The sequence below is a fragment of the Micromonospora sp. U21 genome, assembly GCF_018070045.1.
In the GTDB taxonomy this organism is placed as follows: Bacteria; Actinomycetota; Actinomycetes; order Mycobacteriales; family Micromonosporaceae; genus Micromonospora.
The window spans coordinates 334,572-358,359 of the sequence record NZ_JAGPYK010000002.1; the positions used below are offsets into that span (position 1 = coordinate 334,572).

Genomic DNA, 23,788 nt, shown 5'->3' on the forward strand with positions numbered 1-23,788 from the left:
TCGGCGAAGCGGTCGGCGAACAGGGTCAGCGTGGCCAGGTTGCCAGGCGCTGCCGGACGCGGGCGACGTCCGTGGGGCCCAGGCCGTAGCGGCCGAAACGCTGGTCGGGCAGCCGGTCCAGGTACCGTCCGGCGGCCCGCACGTCCGCCGGGTCCAGTGCGGGGTCGACCTGCCGAGCCAGTTCCAGCAACTCGGTAACGTCGTAGTACTCCAGAGCCGCCGCCACGTCGATGAAGTCGCGAACCTCGCGCCGGTTGACCAACGCCGCGATCTTGTTGGCGACCAGGTCGCGGACGTCCATCACCGGCCCGAGGTCCATCACCACCGGGCTCTGCTGCCGGTCGAGCCGCGCCAGGCTGAGCCGGATCTGCCGCCCGTCGCGGCTCACCACGAAGTCCTTCATGTCCCGCCCGTACCCGTCGAACAGGTCGGCGAGGTCGCTGTCCGGGTCGGCGTCGGTGACCGTGAACCCGGCCCGCTCCAGCGCCACCCGTACGCCGGCGGAGGCGGCAGCGGCGGCGCCCTCCACGTCGGCGAAGAGGTCCACGTCCTCGGTGGGGCGGGCGACCAGCCCGTGCGCGGCCCAGGCGACCCCGCCGCCCAGCACGAACCGGTGCGGCCCGGCGGCGGCGAGCGCAACCCGCGCCACTTCGCGGTAGAACTCGTGCAGGTGCGGTGCGATCACGCCGCGCGCAGGCCCCGGTGCCGGCTCTCCCACGCCTGGCGCACGCCCCTGGGCAGGTTGAGCAGCCGCCACACCCGGCGCAGCGTCCGCCCGTTGATCAGGACGCACAGATCTTCGGCGCGGGTGGTTTCCCGCAGCACGTTCTCGTACATCCAGAGCAGCTGGTCGGGGTCACCGAGGTCGAAGGTGCGCTCGGCGTTCCACATCAGCCGTACCGGTAGCTCCACCACACCCCGGGTGGGGCCGGCCAACTCGGCGAGCGTCCGCGCCACCACTGCAGGGCGACCCGGGCGGGCCAGGAAGGCCACGCCGGTCGTGGTGGGGGAGACGGCCTGCATGGTGTCAGGGTAACGCTCGCCGGTGCTGGTGTCGCTCACGACGTTCCCTGGGCTGCTGGCGGCCTGGCTGTTTCGGGTGCGTTTGGTGTGCCGGGTCCGTGTGGGTGGGCCTGGGCTGCCGTCGTGGCTGGGGTTGGTTTCGGGTGTGGCTTGTTCGTGCGGGGCTGGGGGCTTGGCTTGCCCGTCGTGGCGGGGTTGGTTTTGGGTGTGCCGGGTTTGTGCGGGGTGGGGCCCGCCGTGCCCGGCTCCGGGCGGTCAGGCTTGATCCCTGCGCCGGGCACGGCGGGCCCCACCCCGTCGGTGGTCGCGGTCCGTCGTGACTCCTGCGCTGGGTCCGGCAAGCCCATCCCGGCGGGTTGGTCGGTCCGGTCCGATGCCTGCGCCGGCCCGGCAAGCCCCGACCTGGGCGGCGATCGCCATCCGCTCTGATCGGTCCGCCCAGGGCGCGGTCAGTCCCATTTCGCCGGCGGTCGTTGTCCGCACCGATCCCTGCGTAACGTGCGATGCGTCCATACCGTCGGCGATCGGTGTCCGGCCCGGGTTCCTGCGCCAGCGCGGTGTGTCCCGTCCTGTCGGGCGGTCGTTCGCGTTGATCCCTGCCGCCTTCGCGTATCCCGCTGGCGGTCGCCGGCCCGATCCCTGCGCTGGATACGGCCAGACCCACCGACTCGGGCGGTCGGTCGGTGGGGTGAGCGTTATACCGGTGAGTCATACATATGCCTCTGAGGTATATCGGTCATCGACCACCTTGCCCTCCGGATCGCCTGGCTCGGGGTGATCGACTCGGTATCGCGGATATCCCGGATGTCGCGGTGGCTACGGCCCTCGGATGCCCCGATATCGTCGATACCGAGTCGATCAACCCCCCGAACCGGCGCATCCGACGTCGGAACGCTCGGTGATCTCGTGCCGGGTGTCCGGTATCGGGGGTTTCTGGGTTGTGGCCGGCTGCATCCGTGGGGTGGAATCATGGCGGGCCGGGGGTCGTTACATACCCTGACGATCGCAGCACCACCGGCCGCCAGGTCCCGTCCCCGCGGGTTGGCAGCGGGGCCGTCCGGGGTTGGAATGCCCGCGAGGCCGTGGTCGTTGCAGAGTCCCTGACCGACCGCACCAGCACCCTCGAACGGGGTGCCTGTCGGATGGGCCAGTCCTGGAATGGGCTCGGCCCGGCGGTCGTTACACACAGTCCTGGCGCCACGAGCCCCCCGGCTTGTAGGCCGCCGACCTAAGAGCGACCGGCAATAGGTGTCACTTGAGTCGGCGGGTGGTGGGCCGGGTATCCCAGCGGTAGAGGACCCGTGCCCGTTGGATGAGTTGACGGACGGTGACGATGGCGGCGGCCAGGTACAGGTAGAAGTCGATGATCTGGGAGTCGCGGTCGGTGCAGCGGCGTATCTTGCCGAATCCGTTCATCCACGAGTTCGTCCGCTCTACCACCCACCGCTTACCGACCTGGATCGGTGCGGGCACACCCTTGCGGGCGATCTCGGCGTCGAAGCCGATCTCGTCGAGTAGTTCACGGGTGCGCCGGCTGTCGTATCCGCGGTCCAGGTGGGCGGTGACCTGCTGCGGCCAGTGATGGCGCAGTTGGCGGCTGCACTGCTCGAAGGTGTCGCGCAGCAGCGGCGAGTCGTGCCGGTTGGCCGGGGCGCCGGTGATGCCGAGCGGGATGCCGTAGCCGTCGACGCCGGTCGAGCGTTTCATGCCGCCCTTGCCGCGGTCGACCGGCGACCGGCCGGCCCGGTCCCCGCCGCACGGAGCTTTCGTGATCGCGCCGTCGGCGCTGACGTCGGCCAGGTCCAGGCCGATCATCCGGTCGTAGGCGTCCAGGACCAGTTCGTGTAGTTGTTCGCCCAGGCCGGCCTCGGCCCACAGGCGCAGGCGCCGGCGGATCGTGCGGTCCGAGCACTGCTCGGTGGCCACCCGTTCGTAGCCCGATCCGTGGACCAGAGCGGCGATGAGCAGCTCGAACACGACCCGGTTCGGGATCCGGCGGCGGTGGCAACCGAGAGGATGCCCCGGGTCGAACCCGGGTTGCTCGGGACACAACACGGCGAACTGGACGAAGATCGGTTCGAGCAACGATGATGGCAGGGCAGGCACGGGACTCCATCGGTCACAGAGCGTAGAGAACTCCGATGATCGATGGACCCGTGCCTGTCTACTGCCCGCGGGTACTCGCCTGTCCGAATCTTGGACCTACTGCCGGGCGCTCTAAGCGATGACGGTGGTAACACTGGCGCGAGCCAGGTACTGCGGGTCGCTACTCCGGCACTGGTCCACTGCCTGGCGCTCGTGCCCGACGGCCATCACGGCGGTACGCCTCGCGCCGCCACGACCTCGGAAACGTTCATTAGCCGCTGACCGGGTGGTCGCCTTGTATGCTCCGCGGATGCCCGACGCGCCCGACCGCGAGTGTCATTGCCTACTCTGCGAGGGCGACGGCGCACCGCGGGTTCGGTGGCGGCGGGCAGAGAAGTCCTGGCCGGAGCGCGAGCGCCGCAATGCCCGGCTGGTTCGTGAGTACGGTTGGGGCGTCACCGGCGTTCTTGGCATGACCACGCCCGACTGGGCCTACTCGATCGGTCTGTGGCACAGCTACGGCAGCGTCGAGTTGTGCCTGCTCGGCATCCCGCAGCAGCGGGCCATGGAGATCGTCAACACGGTCGGCCGCCTGATCCGTGACGGGCAGCCGCTGACCCCCGGCCGCAGGCTGGCAGGCGTCATCGACGGGTACGAGCTCGCGCTCGCTCCGGTGCACAGCAGTTGGTACGGGCCACTGTTCGGCGCGGCCATCGATTACTATCAGCGTCCGCCGTTTCCGGTCGTGCAACTGCTGTGGCCGGACAGGGCCGGCCGCTACCCGGGTGACCCCGAGCTCGAAGACGGCGCGCATGAAACCCAGCCGTCGCTGTGGCTGCCGATGGACGAGCACCCGCGCAGTATGTGGACCGAACCGACGCCGCCATGGGTGTACCCGAGACTTGATCCTTGCCAGGTCGTGTTCACGCTCAAGCGCATCATGGACGGCGGCCGCCCGGTCAATGGTGTGATCCACGATCACGACGGGAGCTGGCAGTTCCTCGACGGCGACGCGATGGAGCAGCCGGACGTGACCACCGCGCATCTGGTCCACCTCGTCGCCCACCACGACGTCGGCCAGTTGCTGGACCTGCCGGTGGGTTGGCGCGCTTGGCGCCAGCCCGACGGCAGCTGGCTACGCTCGACCGTCGAGCCGTAGTAAGCCTGCCAGTCCCACTGCGGGCCCGGGCCCAGCAGCGAGGACCTGACCAATGGACGCCTGGCTCCAGGTCGAGCTGCCCGCACCCGACGGAGTCGGAGCAACTGCTCGCCGGTCTGCAAGGAGCGGATGCGGCAGACGATCTGACGCTGCCACGCTGCCACGGTGTCCGGAACGCTCACCTCTGCACGCTTGTGCCGCCGGTCGTGCGCGCTCGCCGTCGCACTGGGCGTCGCTGCAGCAGCAGCCTCGGCTCCGGCAAAGTGCGAACCTCACGATGGCTCCGGCGGTCGCACGTGCGGAGCCAGTCGCTCTCCAGCAGCGAGGTTGTCGCGCCAGTAGCGATAGACCAGGCCGTGTACCACCTCGACCGACCCTGCTGCGACGAGACAGGAAGGAAGATCGCCCCCGGCCGGTACCTCGACGTCGAAGGCAATGACCACTGGTGATTCTTCACCGACGTGCCGACGCACCAGTGCGCGCTCGTCGAGGGTGGGATCGCGGAACCGAGGATCCCAGAACCGCGCCGGGCACGCCATGTATGCGACGTCGGTGAAGATCACCTCGAGACCGTGGTGGTAGGTCAGGTCGTGTCCCGCGGCCAACCGAAGCTGGGAGCCGTCGAAGTGCAGCACGTCCCAGTCCCACCAAGATCCCCCAGGCAGTTCAATCACACCGCCGATCCTCGCATCGGTGACCAGTCAATGGACCGTGCCGGCACCGGGATCTGCCGCGTTCCGCTCGCCCGTACGGAAGGTCATTCCGCTGCGCTCCGGCCGCGGCGCTCAAGTCGGGCGCGGACGTCTCGGTCACCGTGCGCTTGGACGCCAAGGTCAAGACCGCGATCTCCTCGATCCCGAGGACGCCTGGACCACGATGGAGTACACCGGCGCCGTCTACGACGAACAGACCAGTCGTTTCTCCCGCTCGATGTCACATCCGCGGCCCGGCCGGTGTCTCCATGGCATGACGACCTACCACCCCGTCGGCACAGCCACCGACACAGGAGGAGACATGGCGCACACGACCCGCATCCCCCCGGCAGAGATCACCGGCGTCAAGGGAGCGCTGATCAAGCGGATGATCGAGAAGAAACTGGGTAAGGTGCCGACGGCGGTGGGCGTCTACTGGCACAACCCCAAGGTGCTGTTCGCCAGCTTCGGCCTCGGCGGCAAGCTTCAGAAGTGGGACGCCTGCGACGAGGGCCTGAAGTCGTTCGCCCACATGGCGGTCGCGTCGCTAGTCGGCTGCACGTGGTGCCTGGACTTCAACTACTTCGAGATCCGCAACAAGGGGCTCGACGTGGAGAAGGCGCGCGAGATCCCGCGGTGGCGGGAGGCGGACGTCTTCACTCCGCTGGAGCGGGACGTCCTGGAGTACGCCGAGGCGATGAGCCAGACACCGCCGACCGTGACCGACGAGCTGGTGGACCGGCTGCACGCCGAGCTGGGACCTTCCGCCGTGGTCGAGCTCACCTCGGTGATCGCATTCGCGAACATGAGCACGCGTGGCAACGTGGCGCTCGGCATCGAGTCCGACGGCTTCGCCGCCACGTGCGGCTTGAAGCCGCTGGCCGAGCGACCGGGAGTAGCGTCCGCGTCATGAGCGAGGACCCCTTCGTCGCCCACCGCAGCCTGCTGTTCACCGTCGCCTACGAGATGCTCGGCTCGGTCGCCGACGCCGAGGATGTGGTGCAGGAGACCTGGCTGCGGTGGGCAGCCGTGATCGGGGCCGAGCGCTGCGAGGTCCGGGCCCCTCGGGCGTACCTCGTGCGGATCGTGACCCGGCTCTGCCTCAACCGGTTGCGCACGCTCGCGCGGCAGCGCGAGGAGTACGTGGGCGAGTGGCTGCCCGAGCCTGTGCTGACCAGCCCGGACGTCGCCGAGGACGTCGAGCTTGCGGAGAGCGTGTCGATCGCCATGCTGGCGGTACTCGAGACGCTGCTGCCGACGGAGCGTGCGGTCTTCGTGCTCCGCGAGGTCTTCGACGTGCCGTATGACGAGATCGCCGAGGCGCTGGACAAGTCGCCGGCGGCGGTGCGCCAGATCGCGACGCGGGCCCGCAAGCACGTGGCGGCGCGCCGGCCGCGGATGTCGGTGAGTCGCACCGAGCAGGAGCGGGTGGTCGAGCGGTTCCTCGCCGCGCTGACCACCGGCGACGTGCCCGGCCTGCTCGAGGTGCTGGCTCCCGACGTGCTCGTCGTGGGCGACGGCGGCGGCCTGGCCCCGACAATCCCGAAGCCGGTCCGCGGGGCCGCGAAGCTCGCCCCGGTGATGGCCCGCTTCGCCGAGGTTGCGCCCGGCGCCAGGGCTTTCATCGTCGACCTCAACGGCGGCATCGCGGCGCGCATCGACCCCGGCGGCGAGAACGACACGGCCGTGTCGTTCGTCATCGAGGACGGCCGGATCACCCAGATCTACGCGATCCGCAACCCGCACAAGCTCGAGCGGCTGGGCGAGGTGGCCGAGCTTCGACGGTGAGTCCAGGCTTACGCATGCTCGCATCTGCCGCGGACCCGTGCGCTGCGGAGCGTCACGATCGCTTGAGCCAGGCGCCGTCCGGTCGTAGCCGAGTTGAGTGCGTTCGCCAGGGCTCACGTAATCTCGTCGCAGCCCGAGCCGAACGGTGGGAGGTCTCCGCTCCCGGGCATCGTTCGGGCCATCGTGATTGAAGGCGAGCTGAACATGGGCACTGATATCGCTGGTGGAGTAGAAATCCGCCTGCACGGTCGTGGTTCGCCGTGGCTACTGGCCGATCTCAACCTGGACGCCCTACCTCGCCACTACGATGCCTTCGGGCTGCTGTTTGGTGTACGAAACCTCGCCGGGTTCGAACCCGTTGGGGCCGGCCGCGGCCTACCGGAAGACGCCAGCCCGGAGCTGCTTGGCCTCCAGCTCGCCGACAGCGAACACGGTCACACTTGGGTGTCATGGACGGAGCTGGCCCACATCGATTGGAACGCACAAGCGCCCCGCGTTGACGACCGGATTCACGAGTACAAGCTGACAAGCGACGGGCCGCGTCTCATCGGCAAGGCCAGCCATCATGGGCATGCCTGGCGCGCAGTGGCCGGCGAGCGTGCCGATCCCAAGGGCAGCGCCTACCCGGAGGGAACTGAATGGCGTGCCGGCGATCGGCTGTGGCGGGTAGAGCGCCTCTCCCACGGTGACGTGTTGCGTGCCGACCCGCAGTTGCGGGCACTGCTGAACACCATGCGTGATCTCGCCGAGCGGCATGGCGGCGACAACGTACGGCTGCTTGTGTGGTTCGACAGTTAGCAACTGGCGGCCAGACCTCTATCTTGGGCATCCTCTTCTGGCAGCCGCAATGAGAGCGACAGCCAGGGCGCCTCGGCCGAAGCCTGGCCGGGCCACGGTCGCAGGTCAATAAAACAAGTAGCCGCGAAGCGCTCGTCACCGAAGGTGACGTCGGCATTGGTCTGCGACGTCCGGACGTGCCGACGCGGTCGTTCGCTAGCTTCCGGCCCCGTTACGGATGCTCGTCGGCGCTGCCCGTGAATCCTCTCCAGCTCCGCCGCCAAGGTCACTGCTTGCGATTGGGGGCAGCGGCCGAATCCGTTGCGGGGTCCGGGGCAGGAGGACCTGACCGCTGTGTCCGGGACCCAGGACGATGGCCGCCCCGTTTGTGGGCGGGGCGCCGACGACGCTGCTCTCCACCGCCGGTATCGCAGGAGCGACATCCGGCCCGCCCAGGTCTCCGGCGTCCGCCGCGTCACCGTCGCCCATGATCACTCCTTCTTGTCGTGGGCTCCGCGCGTGCCGGGGCCCGGTGAACCCGCCGGCGCCAGCTCGGCGGGTTCACAGCATATCTTGTCTTCCACTATATTAGGTGGATGAGTTCTCGGGCGATGACGGAACCAGCCTTCTTCATCCTCACCGCGCTGCTCGACGCTCCGCGCCACGGCTACGGGATCGTCGCGGAGGTGGCGGAACTGTCGCGGGGCCGCGTGCAGCTGAAGATCGGCTCCTTGTACGGGGTCTTGGACCGACTCGTCGGTGATGGCCAGGTCGAACTGGACCGCGAGGAGGCATGGCAAGGACGGTTACGCCGGTACTACCGGTTGACCGAGCGCGGTCGCCATGCGCTCGACGCAGAGGCTCAACGGCTGGCCGCCAACGCACGCCTCGCCTCGACCCGGTTGCGCGAGCGGCGGAACCCGATCACGGGGACGCCGTCGTGAGCCGGCTGGAGGAGCGCTACCGGTTCGTTCTTCGGCTGCTGCCCGCCGCCTACCGGCAGGAATGGGAAGACGACATGGTCGCCGCCTTCCTGGACAGCATGGACACCGGCGACTCCGAGACCACCGCGTATGTCACGGACTACGGCCGGCCGAGCCTGTCCGAGGTCGCCAGCATCGTGTCCCTCGCCGTGCGGTTGCGCCTCGGCGGGGCTGACGCGCCACCCCGCTCGTACGCCTGGGGGCAGGCCGTGCGACTGGCGACCCTGATGGCGATGCTGACCCACGCCGTCATGATCACCACCAGTATCGCCGTCACACTCTGGCTCTCCGGGAAGATCGCCTGGTTGCCAGCTCCCGCATCCGAATGGACGATCACTCCACCGTCGAGCATCTGGCACACCGCGTGGAACCTGGCCGGCTACGCCTGGTTACCGGCCTACATCGCACTCGTCCTCGGACACCGACGCGTGGCCCAGGCAGTCGCCCTGCTCGCCGTCGTGCCTCCCGCCATCACCACCGCCGTGCAACAAGCCGGTGATGTACCGCTGTCCGTGTCGTCCTGGGCGATGCTGCTCATCGACGTCGTCTTGCTACTCGCCATGGCGGCCTTTCACCACGGCGCCCCACCGGTGCCGCGCCGCCCGTGGCTCCTCGCGCTGCCGGTCGGCGTCCTCCTCGTCCCCGTGCCGCTGTTCACCATCCAGGCGACCACACCGGCGCTGAGGCTGCTGGACTGGCCGGGCCTGTCCTGCGCGGCGGTTACTGCTGCCATGGTGATACACCTGACCGTTCGAGTATCCCGTCGTCCTCGCAATCTGCCCTGGTCACTGGCGCTCACCCTGCTCGCCGTAACCACGCTCGCCCAGCGAACCGCAACCCTGCCCGACTACAGCGACCAGGCACAGCACACAACCCTCGCCACGATCGCTTCCGTGCAGGCAATCGCCGTCCTGGCGGTGGGCGTACCGCTCGCCGTGCTAGCCATCCGAGCACTGCGCCGGCTTCCACCGATCCCCGCCACCCAGAGACCCACCACACCGACCGAATAGGAAAATCGCCCATTCCTCGGCGCCACAGGCCCCGAGAAATGGTGAAGGCCACGGGCATGGGTAAGGGAATGGGAAACAATTCCGGCCCTGCCTCACCTGCGACGGTGTTGGCTACCTCGCCGAGGATGACTTGGCGAATTGATCACGTGCAGAAGGAGCCTCCTCACCGCCGTCGCTAGCTGCCCAGGGCCGCTTGTAGTTCGGTCACTGGCGTGTGCTGACTGGCGGCGTCGGCCCGGACCTCGGCGCGGTTCGCACGGGTCGCGGGGAGCATGCCTGACCAGGGGATGTGCATGGTGGACCGGAGGTACCACCACGCGAACCGGCCGGCGATGATTGCCAGTACCCCGATACCGCTGCACCTGGTTAGGTCAAGCCGATGAGCGGGGACGTCACTTTGACCTGGCTGGACCCGGCTGACCAGCGCCGATCCGATCAAGAATCGCTGTAACGCCTAGCGTTGCGCACCCTGTCTCCGCTCAGCGTTGCTTCTCGAGACCAAGAGATCGTCGCGCCCAGCAGGCCGGCAGCCAGCAGGGTCACCCCGGAGACGATCACCACCCTCGCCTGCCCGCTCACGTCCGGCAACAGGAAGGCCGCGATGTCCAGCAGGAGCGCCGCGGACGCGACCACGGTCAGCGCGGCGGCGGCCCGTTTGAGTCGCCCGTCCAACCGTTCGCTGCGCAGCGAAGACTCGGCGAGCAGCGACGTGTTCACGTGGCTGAGCAGCTTTTCCGCGCGCTCGTGCGTACCGTCGAGCCGCGATGGTCTCGCGGGCCGCGAGGTACGTGGCACGGTGGTCCTGGCCCGACTCGACCCGGTACGCGTCGAGATCATGGCTAGGAAATGCTCCGGGGACGCTGCCGTCCAACAGCGGATCATCAGCGCTCACCCGACGTTCAACTCATGCGCTGACACATACACCCAACGACGCCGGAACGCCGCCGGGGCGTGAACCACCGCGTCGACCCGGGCGGCACGGGTGTTGAAGGGAAACCAGAACCGCCGCAGCGACCGTCTCGACCCATGACGGCGCGGCATGTCCGTCCTTGACCGCCAGGTGTTCCCTCAACGCCGCGAGAAACACGTCCGTCGGTCGGCGCCTGGCACCGGCGGCCTGAACGCGCACCCCGTTCCCACTCCACCGCGTCGGGGTTGGCGAAACCGCTCCCGCCAGCCAGAACCGCTGCGTGGGCGGGAACCTCCGCCGTCGTCTGCGCCGTCTCGCTGGTCAGCGCGCTGGGCGCGGCGCTCGGGGCGGTGCTGCGGCTGCGCGCCCGGCAGGGCATCGCGACGGCCACCCAGCGGGCCACGCGCGATGTGCTGCACACCAACGGGCTCGCCGCCGAGCCGCTGCGGGCGGGACTGAGTGCGGCGGCGTGTCGGGAGGCCTCCACTGAGCGGAACCCCTGCGTGGCTCGCAATCCACGCGCAGTGAACTGACACCGGTCCCTGCGGTTCGCGCACCGCCACTTACTGAAAGCACCCTCCGGTCACCCGAACCGCGAAAGCGCAGGCCAAAAGCGAGATCACGTTATGGAGTGGGGCGGGCGGGACCCGAACCCGCGACCGAGGGATTATGAGATCAAGTTGGCGACCCGTGCCTACCTGGCTTTGACTGGCCTGACGTGCGGAAATTTCTGTCGGCAACTCTCGGCGTCGGTGGTCGTGGTCTGGCCTCTTGAGGACTAGATGAGGACTGCCGCCGGCGGCGCGCCCGACCACCTGTTCAGGCGGGAAGTTTAGGGATCGCCCAGGTGTCGAAGGCCCCGCGAAGAAGAACACCCAGGAGGTAGACGACGACAGACGCTCCGATGGCAATGAGAAGTCCAGTCAGGCCGCGGTAGCGCTTGTCCACACCCGGCTCTGACGGCGAGCCAATGCGCCGTGACCATGGGCGTTCGATGGCCAGCCAGGCCAGCACTCCCAGTCCGAACGGAACCCCTGCGGTGAGCCAGAACCAGTACCACCGCGTACCGATGACCGGCGCTGGCCCGGCGACGACGATGGTCAGGCAGACCAGGCCAATGATCACCGGCAAGTATCGAGAATCTGGGCGTACGTCGCCGTGGAGTCGCCGGCCAGTATCGAGCAGCGACGCCCATACCGCTGCACGGATCGACTCCGTCTGCGAGCCAAGCGGCTCGGAACTGTCGGCAACGAAGAGCTGTTCGGCCGGACCGGCATCCGCCACCACGTAGTACGTGTGCCCGTCATCCGTGCGCCAGACGAACAAGGGGCCCTCACGGCCCCACGAGCGAAGTGTGGGCACCGAGCCCCAGGAGGATACGGCGGGCCGTTCCCACGAGTCCGCCCATTGGTACACCGCTACCTTGTTGGCGGCGATGTCCGCACGGGCTCTGTCAACCTCTGCTCGACGCGGCGCCGACCACCACGCCATCACCGCCCACAGGCACCAGGCGCTGATCAGAGCGATACGCAACGCCCGCCATGACCCCCAGCTGCGCCACCTCGCGAAGCGCTGGTCACCAGTTCCCCCGTCATGCGCCGCATGCTCCCAGCGATCACTGCGAAACGCAATTGCGGCCAGCGGCCCGACCGGATATTGCCGCGCGGGGCCATGGTGTCAGACGCCAGACAAGTGCCCGCCCACCGGCATCGTCATCGACGGCGTCGGATCCTATGGCGCCACCTTCACCGAACAGCTGGTCGCAGCCGGCTTGACCGTCGCTGAGGCACCTGATGTCCCGGCCTCCACCCGCCGCCGCCGAGGCAAGAGCGACGCCTTGGACGCCGTCGCGATGGCTCAAGCCGCTGGCAGCTTGGACGTCAACCACCTGTGCTGGCCGCGGACGGCCATGTGGGATGCTCGTATGCCCTGCGACAAAGGGTAAGACGTCCTACGCTCTGGACAGATGGGGCCGCGTGCCCTTGCTGGCCTGCACAAGTTCGGGCAGCCCTTCGCCGAAGATGCTCCTCGGCAGGCAGGAGCCGGGGCATGCCATTCGTCTGCGGTAGGCGAGCAGCGACCACCCGCTCGACCTCAGAGGCGTTCAACGCGGAAGGGAGGCCTGCGTGGCCGTCACGACGAAAGCGCGAACGGGCGCCGCAGAAGTGCGGCCATTCAACATCGAGGTCCCCGAGGTGGACCTTGAGGATCTGCGCGCGCGTATCAGGGCCACGCGCTGGCCCGAGAAGGAGACTGTTGAGGATGAGTCGCAGGGTGTGCCGCTCGCGCTCATGCAGGACCTCGCCCGCTACTGGGCGACCGACTACGACTGGCGCAAGTGCGAGGCAACGCTGAAGGCTCTTCCCAACTTCGTCACCGAGATCGACGGCCTGGACATCCACTTCATCCACGTTCGCTCGAAGCACGAGGACGCGCTCCCGCTGGTCGTCTGCCACGGCTGGCCCGGGTCGGTCATCGAGCAGCTGAAGATCATCGAACCGCTGACGAATCCGACGGCGCACGGCGCAAGCGCGTCGGATGCCTTCCACGTCGTGATCCCGTCGATGCCCGGATACGGGTTCTCCGGCCAGCCGAACACGACCGGCTGGGATCCCGTGCACATCGGGAAGGCCTACGTCGAGCTGATGAAGCGTCTCGGGTACACACGGTTCGCCGCGCAGGGCGGCGACTGGGGCGCGATCGTCGTCGACGCGATGGCCGGCGGTCGCGCCGACCCGGCGGCCGCCGAGCCGGCGCCACCGGAGCTGATCGGCATCCACACCAACATGCCCGGCGCGGTTCCGCCGGACCTCTTCCTCGCGGCCTTTGCCGGCAGCCCGGCGCCGGACGGCCTCTCCGACGAGGAGCGGGGCACCTACGAGCAGCTGCTCGGGTTCTTTGGGACGCACGTGGCGTACGGACTGATCATGGGAACTCGCCCGCAGACGCTCTACGGACTGGCCGACTCACCCATCGATCTCGCCGCGTTCATACTCGACCACGGCGACGGGAGCGGTCAGCCCGGCCTGGTCCAGCAGGTCCTCGAGGGACGTCTGCAGAAGCCGAGCGACCTCACGCGCGACGACATCCTGGACAACATCACGCACTACTGGCTGACCAACAGCGGGGTCTCCTCGGCACGGCTGTACTGGGAGAGCAAGCTCCCATTCTTCTCCACCAAGGGCGTGACGCTCCCGGTCGGCGTGAGCATCTTCCCCGACGAGATCTACCGGGTCCCGCGCAGCTGGGCGGAGCAGGCGTACCCCAACCTCATCCACTACAAGCAGCACGACAGGGGCGGGCACTTCGCGGCCTGGGAGCAGCCGCAACTACTCTCCGAGGACGTCCGCGAGACATTCCGATCGCTGCGCTAGCTGTAGCTAGCCGACGAGGACGAATCAGTGAGCCACGGCCATACGGGCCTTGCGCAGTGTCCGGGATCAGGGCGGTCTTGGGAGCCACGCGTGGGAGCCACCGGGGCGACCGGAGGCGGACGAGCCTGGGCCGATCCAGTCGCCGAGCGCGCGGCGACCAGGGCGACGCAGACGTTGCCGAACGGCTGTGGCGTGGACTTTGGAATCTGCGGATCAGAAGGTTACGGGTCCGAGTCTGTTCTGGCGCACCGGGCTAACAAGGTTTGACCAGGGAAAACGTCTTTCTCGTCATCGGCGGCGATCGACTGGAGGGGCGTTTTGTGCGCCCACGGGCGCACAACGCCGCTGACGCTGGTCTGATAGTCGCGGGGAGTCGAGAGAGGCTGCCCCTGTCGATGGTTGACCCCGCCCTGGCGGCTGGCTCGGCCCTGAGGCGAATCCCCGCCGCGCCGCTGCTTGGCTCCGCATCTCGTGGGCACTGCACGCGAAGCGACCGCGCCCGTCTACCCACCGTGCCGTTGGCCGTCGGAATTTCTGCCCTGCCGGGCCGGATCCGCACGGGTCTGCACCCCGTTCGGAAGTCGAGGGCGAACGGGAAGGTAGCGGCCGGGGGAAGTCAAACGATCAACTTCAGGGGATCGATGCTTGTACGCGGTCAGGGTCGTGAGGCGGCCGCCGGACGGAAGCCCCCGAAGCAAAGACCAGCAGCTACGGGCGTTTGCCGAGGTGGGAGCGCGTTGCGCCAACGGCCCTCATCGGCGGTGTCCGGCAGCCACAATTGTCGTATCAGCCGGTCCACGGATGACCGGAGCCGGCGCTTGGGTCCCCGGCCGGTGGGGGCTTATCCAAGGTCATGAGCCGCCGGGCATCCGTCACGGGAGTTGACATGAACACCCCGCAGGAAGATCTTGACGGCGCAACGGACGTCGTCAAGGAGCCCTGCTCCACCAGCCAGGCACGCACGTCATCGCGGACAGCATCGGCGTCCCACACCGCCGTACGCAGCAGCCGCTGCATCGCCTGCGGATCGGCATGACCAGCCCGCTCCGCCAACGACCAGCAGGTCTTACGTTCCAGACCCGACAGCAGTCCTTCCACGAACTGCCCGGCCGTCGCACGCGGTTCCGCCCGCACGAACCGGGCAGCGACACGCGTCACCGCCTCATCCAGGATGACCCGCCACCCGGCCGGGTCTACGCTGTGGCACGCGGCCACCGCACGATCTTCGGTTGTCCTCACAAACCATCGATGATCACGCGGTGGCCGTCCTCATGCCCGCGCCACCCCCAACGTCGAAGCCAAGTGACGTTGGAGTACTAACCGCGATCAACACCTACCGCGATGCCCTCGGCGCCGCCCCCGATCCCGCCTCGCAGGGATGCCGCGATGTCGCGCTCGCCTCCGGGCCATGGTGGCCCTTCCCGGACACCGCCCTGATGAGCGAACGTCCCGCTGTGCTCAAACTCGATGACCAGGGTCGCCTGCACGCCGACAACGGACCGGCCATCCGGTGGCTCGACGGTCACCCGGTATGGGAGCGTGAAGGGATCCTCGTCGACGCACGCGTCGGATCGACGCCAGCGGACACATCGCCAAGGTGCACGACACCGATCAAATGATTGCCGCGTTCACCGAGGTTCGGTTGACTCCTGACCTGTGAGGCCGGCTGGCTGAAGGAGGGAGTGGAGTCGGCGGGAGTGCAGCGTCAATACTCGGGCATGGCCGGACTGTCGAAGAGATACCAGCTCGGAGTGTTCCGGGAGCCCCACGACGAGCCCAGGGCGATCACCGCCGGACTTGTCGCCGACCAGGCCGTAGTAGGGCGTGACCAGGCTCTTGATCGCGTTCGGCATGATCGCTCCTCGATCGCCAGTCGTCCATATGGTGTGTATGCTTGCTGACCGAGACCTGCCCCTCCAACTCATGCCATCCCACCCATTCGCCGGGTGACGCTGGCCAGATCGGAGTGACATGGGCTGCTCACACGCTCAGGACTGCCCCCTCTTCCCCCTGCTCAACGCAAGCTTGCGCGACTGGCGTAACCACTACTGCGACAATGCGCAGGGCTGGCTGACATGTGCTCGGTACCAGCTGTACAGGACAGGCCAGCTCGTGCCAATCACGCTCCTGCCGAATGGAGTCGACGCGTTCAGGCCCGTACCTGCGGCAGTACCCAGGTCCAATCAACCAGTGAATGCACGCCGCCCGTGGACGTCAGGAACATCGCGAGAGGTATCGGATAGATTACCGACTGCGGAAAGCGGAGGTGCTGCGGAGCCGACTCCACCGGTAAATCACCCGGATCGCTCAGGCGTGCGAGACAAGGTCAGCGATGCATGGGTGCTTGCCGTCGCCGATGATGCGAAATGCCGCGGCGGTGAACGGCTGCACGTGTGGGTGACGAGCCAGGAGAAGCCGTGGGCTGCTCCTTTTCCCATCCCGAAGCCAGGGGATCCTTCTCACGCCGACGGACCGGTGGTGGTCGCCGTCGCCTGGTTCGAGCCAGCCAGCGCCGCGTGGACGGAAACCCTCACTGGCTCGCGGTGCGAGGCGCAGGTGGAGGCGGCGATCTTGTTGGGCCTGCCGCGCTGGCCATCAGCGACACGTCCGGCGAGGGTGACCACCTGGGGTGTGGGCCTCGGCGCTACGGGTCTCGCGTTGCATGACCCGACCGGTCATGTTTTCGCCTACGGCGTCGCCGAGATACCGTCCACTTGGACGACCGCCGCGAGGGCGCTGGGCGCCGTCGCCGTCGTCTACGGAGTTGGTTCTCTGCAGCAGGCAGTGCACCCCGAGCCGCCTCCGGCTCAACGGCTCACCGAGGCGCGACGCGACGGAACCGTCGCCGCCGCATGGGTACCACTGCTCGAGTGATAGGCCGAGGCCGTCCCCTTACCCGGTCAGGGTGCCGCATCTCGCGGTCGCCGTCGGCGGTATACGGGTGCTGAAAGACGTGCTCACGTGGATGAGGCCCTGTACCGTGCCAAACTCGGTACAGAGTCCGTGAACTCGGGTTTCGTTGATCCGATCATGCCGCCCGCTGGTACTCGTTGATGACGCCGCTGAGGACCCGGCGGCGTCGTATCGGCGCGTTGATCGGAATGACGACGGCCGGGTCGTGGGTTCGGTGAGTGCTGGGCGAGGCTCTGGTGTGGACGATGCCCGTTGAAGCGGGCGGCGTATCCGTCGAGCATGGCACCGGAGTGACGTTCGTTCTACATCAGGAGTCTGTCGGTGCACCCGTGCCGGACGCCGCGGATGAACCGTTCTGCGTAGCAGTTCGTCCGAGGGGCTCGGGGAGGGATCTTCACCAGTCGACGCCGTCAGCGGCGAACACCTCGTCGAAGCTCGCGGGAACTTCGCGTCCAAACCGCGGATCAGGAACCGGAACGACGTGACCTAAGCCGAAATCCATCACCAGGTTGCGGGCTTGCCGGGTGGTCCAGGCCGCAGTCCGATGCGCCGTGGCACCGGGATCTGCACCAGGCGGCTTGCGAACTCCATTACGAACAGCACGTACAGCTTCTCGTTAACCTCGGCCGCTGGTAGTTTCTGGCAGTCCCTGTGGGTGCCGCCCTCGTGCTCGACGTGAGGACGACCACCGCAGATGATCTTCCGTTTCCTGGCAAGAACACGAAGATCAATCGGCGGCCGGCATCAGCAACGCCGCCAAATGCCTGGATGCCGTCGTAGGGCGCCGGACGGAGATCGGGCATTAGTGGCGGAGGCACGGATGGTCAGCGGTAGCACCGCCAGGCGTATGGATCGTCAGGATTCGACGCTTGTGCATAGGCGCCCCGATCCGTACGTGTCGCGGCAGGCGACGTCAATGTCGACGGCGGACGGGTGACGCCGGCGAAACAGGCGTCTGGCCGCCGACGCGTTCGCCTGCCTGACTGCAGTGGGACTGCGCTTCCGGACTGGTCTCACCCACACGGCTTCAACACGTCCGCCGATCCACAACGCAACAGCCCGCGGTGGCCGGAGGCGTAGAACGCGCCGACATGGGATCTGCCGGCCGCGCAGCGCCAACGTTCGGCGCGGCGCCGACCGGGGCGCGGGGCTGGCCCCGCGCCAGTCGGACGAACCATACGGCCGACGCGGACGCGTCATCGGCCACGGGCAACGGCCGTACGACCGCGACCGGGCCGTAGTAGGGCGTGACCGGGCCGTTGATCAAAGCGGCGACCGGCATGATCGCTCCTCGATCGCCAGTCGTCCATATGGTAGGTATGCTTGCTGACCGAGACCTGCCCCTCCAACTCATGCCATCCCACCCATTCGCCGGGTGACGCTGGCCAGATCGGAGTGACATGGGCTGCTCACACGCTCAGGACTGCCCCCTCTTCCCCCTGCTCAACGCAAGCTTGCGCGACTGGCGTAACCACTACTGCGACAATGCCCAGGGCTGGCGGACGTGCGCTCGGTACAACCTGGCCCGGACGGGCCAGCTCGTACCGATCACGCTCCTGCCGAATGGAGCCGACGCGCTATATCTCGGGCGCCTACCCACCGGTGTGGGGTCGGACACGGCACGCCGGACACCCCCGTCACGGCTCGATCCGGGGTCCTCGCAGCGGTTCGAGCCGGTGCCGGCCCGGGAGCTCAACCCGGTACCGGCGCCCGCTCAAGGCTTCAACACCCGCCACCCGCACAGGTTCCCTACCCCTCCAGAACCCCATCGACCCCACCGACGCCGCCATGGGCCCGGTGGTGGACCCGACTCGCAGAGTGGATTGCAGGTCCCGCATGACTGAATACTGGCCCTGGTGGGCGGGGGCTGCCGGGCTCGCCCTCACCACCATCAACTACGCCGTCACGACCGATCGATCCTTCGGCGTGTCCGGTGCGTGGGACCGCGTGCTGCACTGGCGCGCCGAACGCCGTGTCGAACGGGTGAACGCCCGGTTCGCTGACGAACGTGTCCTCACCGCGGCTCTCGCCGCGGCCGCCGCCGACCAGTTCGGAGCCGGTTCGGCTGCACCTGCTGCGCATCCCGCCCCGCACGGCGACGCGTGGGCACCGCGACAGGACGGGCGACCACCTGCCGCGCCGAGCCTCTTACTGGCGAGCCTGCTCCCGGCGCCCTTGATCAGCCAGGTCGCCCTGCTCCTGTCGGTTTTCGTCGGCGGGTGGGTAGCGGCGGTTACCGCCGGACGATTCCAGCTCCGCCTCGACATGGGTGACGCCTTCGGCCAGATCGTGACCGACAAACCGATCGCAATGATCGGCGCGCTCTTCATCGGCGGTGTACTCGTCGGCTTCGGCACCCGTCTCGCCGGAGGGTGCAGCAGCGGTCACGGACTAAATGGCTGTGGGCGGCTACAGCCGGTCAGCATCGTCGCGACTGCCATCTTCTTCGGCACCGGCGTCCTCGTGTCGTTTCTGCTGTGGAAGGTGATCTGATGCGCACCCGGGGCGGGATACTCGTCGCTAACGTCATCGCTGGGCTGGCTCTCGGCTACACCGTCGCGAACATCGGGTTCGGTGACTACGCCGAACTAAACCGTATGTTCACCTTCCAGGATCTTCGCATGCTCCTGGCCTTCGCCGGCGCCGTAGCAATCATCGTCGTGGTATTCGCTGTATTGCGCGTCCGCCGCACCCCAGGTCGCATCCACGCCGGCGTAATCCCCGGCGCGATCTTGTTTGGCGGGGGCTGGGCCATCTCGGGTGGCTGCCCGGCGATCCCCATCGTGCAAGTCGCCAGTGGGTACCTCCCCGCCTTGGTCACGATCGCCGGCATAGTCGTCGGCATCCGGCTCTGCCGCTGGGCCAACACGAGGTACTTCCACCTCGACAGCGGATCCTGCGGGCGGTAGCCGAACGCGAGCGACTCGAACGACACGTCTCCGCGATGGCGAACTCCGATTTACCCGACTTGGCTCACAGTCTGCTGATTTAAGGGTCTGCCGGGCTGTGACCTGGGGTGTTGTGCCCGGAGGCACGCACTAACGGGCTGCTTCCATCGTGCCGATCGTGGCGTTTCTGCGGACGGTGAAGACGCCTTCCGGGGCGCGGGCGGTGCAGATTCTGCATTCCCAGCGCCGGGGATCGCGGGACATCGAACACATCGGATCGCCACACCGACGCGGAGTTGCTCAAGGCGATTGCCCAGCAGCGGATGGCTGCGGGGCAGGGCGAGTTGGCCCCCGTCCGCCGAACAGCCCGGCCAACGGGGGCGACGCGTTGCCGATCACGTCCACACGGGCCAGGCACCTGCTGGACGCCCGCACGAGACTGCGCCGCCGTGAGCTACGGACCAGACGATGCCGCGTCAGCAGAAAGTCCGCGAACGCTGTGATGCGCGACCGACTCCAATGGTCACAGCCGGCATGAACCGAAGGCAGGACCACAGGGAACAGCGGTGCTCAGAGTGGGCGCCTACCCGGGGTGATCGGTTCGAGGCGTACCCGATCCGCAGATCGCCGTCGGCGGCGGCGTCCTCGTCGGGATGGTCCTTTCCGCCCGTTCGCCGGCACGGGCCGGGAGGGGGCGTCGTCGCCCCCTCCCGGGAAACCCGCGGTGCTACTTTCCGGACTCGTAGAGAGCCGTCACCTCGGCGGCGCTCAGCGCGCGGTCGTAGACGTGCACCTGGTCGATCGTGCCGTCGAAGTAGTCGACGGGGTTGCCGCCGAACTTGCCGCGGCCGATGACCAGGGGCCCGGTGGAACCATCGCCGAGGCAGGCGCTCGCCTGCCCGGCGAGTTGCCCGTCGACGTAGAGGCGCAGCTGGCCCGTCGCCGCGTCCCGGACACCGACGAGGTGGTACCACTGCCCGACGACCGGGGTGGTCGGCGCGAGGGCCCGCACCCCGGCGAAGCTCATCGCAAACCGTCGGTCAGCGCCCGAGTACTGCAGGTAGAAGGCGCTGTTCGAGGCGCCGTCCTGGCTCACCACCGTCTGGAAGGCGCCACCCGCGCTGTCGAGCCGCACCCACGCCGAGGCCGAGTAGCTGGCGGTGGTGTCGAGGATGGTCCTGCCGGTGTCGACGTACTGGTTGCTGCCGTTGAACAGCAGGCCCGAACCCGTCTTGCCGGCCGTCCAGGTGGGCCCGGCGACCAGCCGGCCGTCATTGTTGCCCGCCTCGTCGTTGGCCGTGTCGCCGGCATTCTCGTCCAGTGGCCAGTAGCCGACTCCGGTGAGGCCGGGCGTGCCGGGCGGCGGCGGAGGAACGTGCACGCCGGTACCGTCGGCCGAGCGGATGACCGCCTCGTTCACCGCGCGCACCTGGTCGAAGTCCATCTTCTCGACGCGGCGGTCGTAGGTGAAGAAGCCGTTGACCTCGTGCTCGACGTCGGTGATCTGGGTGTAGACGCCGGCCGAAACCCCGCAGGTGTTCGCTATGCGCAGCAGGTCGCGCTGGTTCTCCACGTACCGTCGGGTCAGCGTTTCGGAGTCCGGCGCCATCCAGTACGCGCCGCCCTCGCCGAACCACATGTGACCGTCGACCTCGAGGCCCATTCCGCCGTGCTCTCCGTCGACGGCCACCCGGTCGGCGGTGGGCAGTGGCGACGCCGGACCGAGGTACTGGTGGTGGTCGATGATGTCCCCGCGTCCGGAGTCACCGAGGGAGTTGCAGCAGTTCACGCCGCTGTGCGCGTTGACGAGCCGGGTCGGGTCATGCTGCTTCACCGAGTCGGCGATGCGGCCGGTGGCGCCCCGGTCCCACTCACCCCAGCCCTCGTTGAACGGCACCCACACCACGATCGACGGATGGGCGGCGTGTTCCCGGATCATCTCGCCGAGCTCGGATTCCCACTGCCGCTGCCACTCGACCGTCGGACGGCCGGGCTTCGTCGCGGGCATGTCCTGCCACACCATGAGCCCCAGCCGGTCCGCCCAGTAGTACCAGCGGCTGGGCTCGACCTTGATGTGCTTGCGGACGGTGTTGAAGCCGAGCACCTTGTGCTGCTCCAGGTCGAAGCGCAACGCCTCGTCCGTCGGTGCGGTGTTCAGCCCGTCGGGCCAGAAGCCCTGGTCGAGGGTGGACATGTGGAACAGGATCTCGCCGTTCAACGTCATGCGAAGCTTGCCGTCGGCGCCCTTCGCCTTGCCGATCTCGCGCATCCCGAAGTAGGAGCCGACCTCGTCGACCCGCTTGCGGCCGTCGAACAGGCGTACCCGGAGGTCATAGAGGAAGGGCGAGTCGGGTGACCACAGCTTGGGCTTGGCGATGGGTATCGTCAGGTCGGCCCCGGCCGGACCGGAGACGCGCGCGACGGCCTTGCGTCCGTCGTACGCCACGGCCTCGACGGTGAGGCCCTCGGCCCCGGATGTGGGGTTCGCGCGCAACCGCAGGGACTTGTCGCGCAGGTCGGGCGTCAGGTTCAGCGAGTCGATGGCGCCCGTGGCCGAGACGGGCTCCATCCAGACCGTCTGCCAGATGCCGGAACTGCCCTGGTAGAAGATGCCCCGGTCGCCGATCCGGCGCTGCTTGCCGATCGGCTGGAACGTCGCGTCGGTCAGGTCCTCGGCCCAGACGATCAGCTCCTGCTGCCCGCCGGGCCGCAGTGCGTCGGTGACATCGGCGTCGAAGCCGTCGTAGCCGCCCCGGTGCGTCGCCACCTGGTGGCCGTTGACCCACACCTTCGAGTCGTAGTCGACCGCGCCGAAGTGCAGCACCAGGCGTTGGCCCCGGCCGACCTGCCACTGCTCGGGCACGGTGAAGGTCCGGCGGTACCACATCCGGTCCTCGTGCCGTTGGATGCCGGAGAGGGCCGACTCGATGGGGTAGGGCACCAACACGCGCTCGGCCAGCTGCTCGCCGACCGGCGGAGCCTCGCCGGCGGCCGCACCGGCGAACTCCCACACGCCGTTGAGGTTCTGCCAGCGGGACCGGGTCAGCTGCGGCCGCGGATATTCGGGCAGCGCGTTGCTGGGTGAGACGTCATCCGTCCACGGCGTGGAGAGCGGCGGTGTTCCCTTCGTCCAACCGGTCTCGGCGTCGGGTTGGGGCGCGGCGGTCGCGGCGGTCGGCGCTGTGGTCGCGACCAGGACGGCCGCGGTGGCGAAGGCGAGGAATGGCCAGCGTCGGCTGGAGGCGCGTCGGGTCATGCGGTCGGCCCTTCGGGAGTGCGGACGGGGGCGGCGGCTGCCAGTGGTGCGCTCCGAGGGTGGGCGGTCTGGTCACTGGTCGATGTTCCAGGGGCGGGACGTGCCCGCTGCCAGATCCCACCACGCGCAGGTCACGGCTGAACACATCCCAACGTTGTTCCGGCAGCGATGTCAATAGATATCGACAAGACTGAGCTGATTCGGCCACCACCGAACACGCTCGAACAGCGGGCAACCCTGGCGCTGACGGGCCTTGCGGGACACTCGGCCGCCGGGCTCATTGGACGGTCCTATCGATAGTCGGCGAAAATTCGATGTTCCACGCCATCAACGGTGATGGCTCCGCCGTGGGGAAGGATCCATTGCGGTCGGGTGTGGCCGAAGGGGATGCCGACGCAGACGACTGCCTCCGGGTTGTAGCGGGCCCCGACGTCGACGACCGTATCGCGCTGCCGCTTGCGTAGCCGGGCCCGATCCGCGGCAACGGGCCGGCGGGTGTGGTCGGAGACCAGCGGACGGCGAGCAGGATCGCGTCGACGGCGCTGAGGATGCCGCATTCACCGAGTGAGCGGACGATGAAGCTGACATCGCGCGCAGGAGGAGTTGATGTCCGCTGCGCGCGCCGCCGCGGTCGCACCTACCTTGCGGGTGGTTGGGTATTCGACCGGAACGAGGCCGGTCACGTCAGCAAGCCGTCGCATGGCCTGCTCGTGGACTTCGGGATAGGCACCTGCTGCGGCGAAGGACCGCGAGAGGACTGCGATGTGGTCCCTGGGCGTGCCTTCCGAGGACGAACAAGATCATGCTTCATGCCGAGATCCAACAGGTGCGCCAGTCCGTGCGCATCCCATTTGGGGCGGGCCACCGCGTTAGCCTGGATTTACCGTCGCTGTGTTGCCCGGACGTCAACGGGCGAAGCCGTACCGAGGT

The 23,788-nt window shown here is 68.1% G+C and carries 19 protein-coding genes and 3 pseudogenes; 13 read left to right on the forward strand and 9 right to left on the reverse strand.

What is annotated here, in order from left to right:
* Positions 1–25: 25 nt before the first annotated feature.
* From KBX63_RS04265 to KBX63_RS04275, 3 genes are all read right to left on the reverse strand, one after another.
* Positions 26–685: a nucleotidyl transferase AbiEii/AbiGii toxin family protein gene (locus KBX63_RS04265; RefSeq protein WP_210908384.1), complete on the reverse strand. Its 660-nt coding sequence runs from the start codon at positions 683–685 to the stop codon at positions 26–28.
* Positions 682–1,023, reverse strand: coding sequence for a hypothetical protein (locus tag KBX63_RS04270; protein ID WP_210908579.1), 342 nt, complete (start codon positions 1,021–1,023; stop codon positions 682–684). The genes KBX63_RS04265 and KBX63_RS04270 overlap by 4 nt, the downstream gene beginning before the upstream one ends.
* Positions 1,024–2,274: 1,251 nt before the next feature.
* Positions 2,275–3,129 carry an IS5 family transposase gene (locus KBX63_RS04275; protein ID WP_210908385.1) on the reverse strand — a complete coding sequence of 285 codons (855 nt, stop codon included), beginning with the start codon at positions 3,127–3,129 and terminating at the stop codon, positions 2,275–2,277.
* 289 nt (positions 3,130–3,418) lie between these two features.
* Here KBX63_RS04275 and KBX63_RS04280 point away from each other — a divergent pair, with 289 nt between their 5' ends.
* Positions 3,419–4,267, forward strand: a complete 849-nt coding sequence (locus tag KBX63_RS04280; protein WP_210908386.1) for a DUF4262 domain-containing protein — start codon at positions 3,419–3,421, stop codon at positions 4,265–4,267.
* A gap of 272 nt (positions 4,268–4,539) precedes the next feature.
* Here the strand turns inward: KBX63_RS04280 and KBX63_RS04285 are convergent, their stop codons facing one another.
* Complete coding sequence (locus KBX63_RS04285; protein ID WP_210908388.1) at positions 4,540–4,902, reverse strand: hypothetical protein; 363 nt, start codon at positions 4,900–4,902, stop codon at positions 4,540–4,542.
* Between the two features lie 140 nt (positions 4,903–5,042).
* Between KBX63_RS04285 and KBX63_RS36625 the strand changes: the two are divergent.
* The 6 genes and pseudogenes from KBX63_RS36625 to KBX63_RS04310 all read left to right on the forward strand — a co-directional run.
* Positions 5,043–5,221 (forward strand): annotated as a pseudogene (locus tag KBX63_RS36625) (IS1380 family transposase); the annotation flags it as partial.
* Positions 5,222–5,281: 60 nt separating this feature from the next.
* Positions 5,282–5,872, forward strand: coding sequence for a carboxymuconolactone decarboxylase family protein (locus tag KBX63_RS04290; RefSeq protein WP_210908392.1), 591 nt, complete (start codon positions 5,282–5,284; stop codon positions 5,870–5,872).
* Entirely contained in the window at positions 5,869–6,747 is an 879-nt protein-coding gene (locus KBX63_RS04295; RefSeq protein ID WP_210908393.1) for an RNA polymerase sigma-70 factor, read from the forward strand. The genes KBX63_RS04290 and KBX63_RS04295 overlap by 4 nt, the downstream gene beginning before the upstream one ends.
* 183 nt (positions 6,748–6,930) lie before the next feature.
* On the forward strand, positions 6,931–7,545 hold the full coding sequence (locus KBX63_RS04300; protein WP_210908394.1) for a hypothetical protein: 615 nt from the start codon (positions 6,931–6,933) through the stop codon (positions 7,543–7,545).
* Positions 7,546–8,135: 590 nt separating this feature from the next.
* On the forward strand, positions 8,136–8,468 hold the full coding sequence (locus KBX63_RS04305; RefSeq protein ID WP_210908395.1) for a PadR family transcriptional regulator: 333 nt from the start codon (positions 8,136–8,138) through the stop codon (positions 8,466–8,468).
* Positions 8,465–9,517: a hypothetical protein gene (locus KBX63_RS04310; RefSeq protein ID WP_210908399.1), complete on the forward strand. Its 1,053-nt coding sequence runs from the start codon at positions 8,465–8,467 to the stop codon at positions 9,515–9,517. The genes KBX63_RS04305 and KBX63_RS04310 overlap by 4 nt, the downstream gene beginning before the upstream one ends.
* A 435-nt stretch (positions 9,518–9,952) precedes the next feature.
* On the opposite strand, the gene KBX63_RS04315 is transcribed toward KBX63_RS04310, so the two are convergent.
* A complete protein-coding gene (locus KBX63_RS04315) occupies positions 9,953–10,312 on the reverse strand; it encodes a hypothetical protein (protein ID WP_210908400.1) in 360 nt (119 codons plus the stop codon).
* 395 nt (positions 10,313–10,707) lie between these two features.
* Here KBX63_RS04315 and KBX63_RS04320 point away from each other — a divergent pair.
* Positions 10,708–10,909 (forward strand): annotated as a pseudogene (locus tag KBX63_RS04320) (sensor histidine kinase); the annotation flags it as partial.
* 337 nt (positions 10,910–11,246) lie between these two features.
* On the opposite strand, the gene KBX63_RS04325 reads toward KBX63_RS04320, so the two are convergent.
* Entirely contained in the window at positions 11,247–11,753 is a 507-nt protein-coding gene (locus KBX63_RS04325; RefSeq protein WP_210908401.1) for a hypothetical protein, read from the reverse strand.
* Positions 11,754–12,553: 800 nt separating this feature from the next.
* Between KBX63_RS04325 and KBX63_RS04330 the strand changes: the two genes are divergently transcribed.
* Positions 12,554–13,801 carry an epoxide hydrolase family protein gene (locus KBX63_RS04330; RefSeq protein ID WP_210908402.1) on the forward strand — a complete coding sequence of 416 codons (1,248 nt, stop codon included), beginning with the start codon at positions 12,554–12,556 and terminating at the stop codon, positions 13,799–13,801.
* Between the two features lie 786 nt (positions 13,802–14,587).
* Here the strand turns inward: KBX63_RS04330 and KBX63_RS34980 are convergent.
* Positions 14,588–15,040, reverse strand: coding sequence for a transposase (locus tag KBX63_RS34980; protein ID WP_307871607.1), 453 nt, complete (start codon positions 15,038–15,040; stop codon positions 14,588–14,590).
* 32 nt (positions 15,041–15,072) lie between these two features.
* On the opposite strand from KBX63_RS34980, the gene KBX63_RS36630 reads away from it, so the two are divergent.
* The 4 genes from KBX63_RS36630 to KBX63_RS04350 all read left to right on the forward strand — a co-directional run bounded on the left by KBX63_RS36630 (position 15,073) and on the right by KBX63_RS04350 (position 19,623).
* On the forward strand, positions 15,073–15,420 hold the full coding sequence (locus KBX63_RS36630) for a DUF6745 domain-containing protein (protein ID WP_374102184.1): 348 nt from the start codon (positions 15,073–15,075) through the stop codon (positions 15,418–15,420).
* 694 nt (positions 15,421–16,114) lie between these two features.
* On the forward strand, positions 16,115–16,675 hold the full coding sequence (locus KBX63_RS04340; protein ID WP_210908403.1) for a hypothetical protein: 561 nt from the start codon (positions 16,115–16,117) through the stop codon (positions 16,673–16,675).
* Between the two features lie 1,875 nt (positions 16,676–18,550).
* Positions 18,551–19,207: a YeeE/YedE family protein gene (locus tag KBX63_RS04345; RefSeq protein WP_210908404.1), complete on the forward strand. Its 657-nt coding sequence runs from the start codon at positions 18,551–18,553 to the stop codon at positions 19,205–19,207.
* On the forward strand, positions 19,207–19,623 hold the full coding sequence (locus KBX63_RS04350) for a YeeE/YedE thiosulfate transporter family protein (RefSeq protein WP_210908405.1): 417 nt from the start codon (positions 19,207–19,209) through the stop codon (positions 19,621–19,623). The genes KBX63_RS04345 and KBX63_RS04350 overlap by 1 nt, the downstream gene beginning before the upstream one ends.
* 706 nt (positions 19,624–20,329) lie before the next feature.
* On the opposite strand, the gene KBX63_RS04355 is transcribed toward KBX63_RS04350, so the two are convergent.
* Positions 20,330–22,858: a LamG-like jellyroll fold domain-containing protein gene (locus KBX63_RS04355; RefSeq protein WP_210908407.1), complete on the reverse strand. Its 2,529-nt coding sequence runs from the start codon at positions 22,856–22,858 to the stop codon at positions 20,330–20,332.
* A gap of 290 nt (positions 22,859–23,148) precedes the next feature.
* Positions 23,149–23,669: pseudogene (locus tag KBX63_RS36330) on the reverse strand (hypothetical protein).
* Positions 23,670–23,788: the final 119 nt, after the last annotated feature.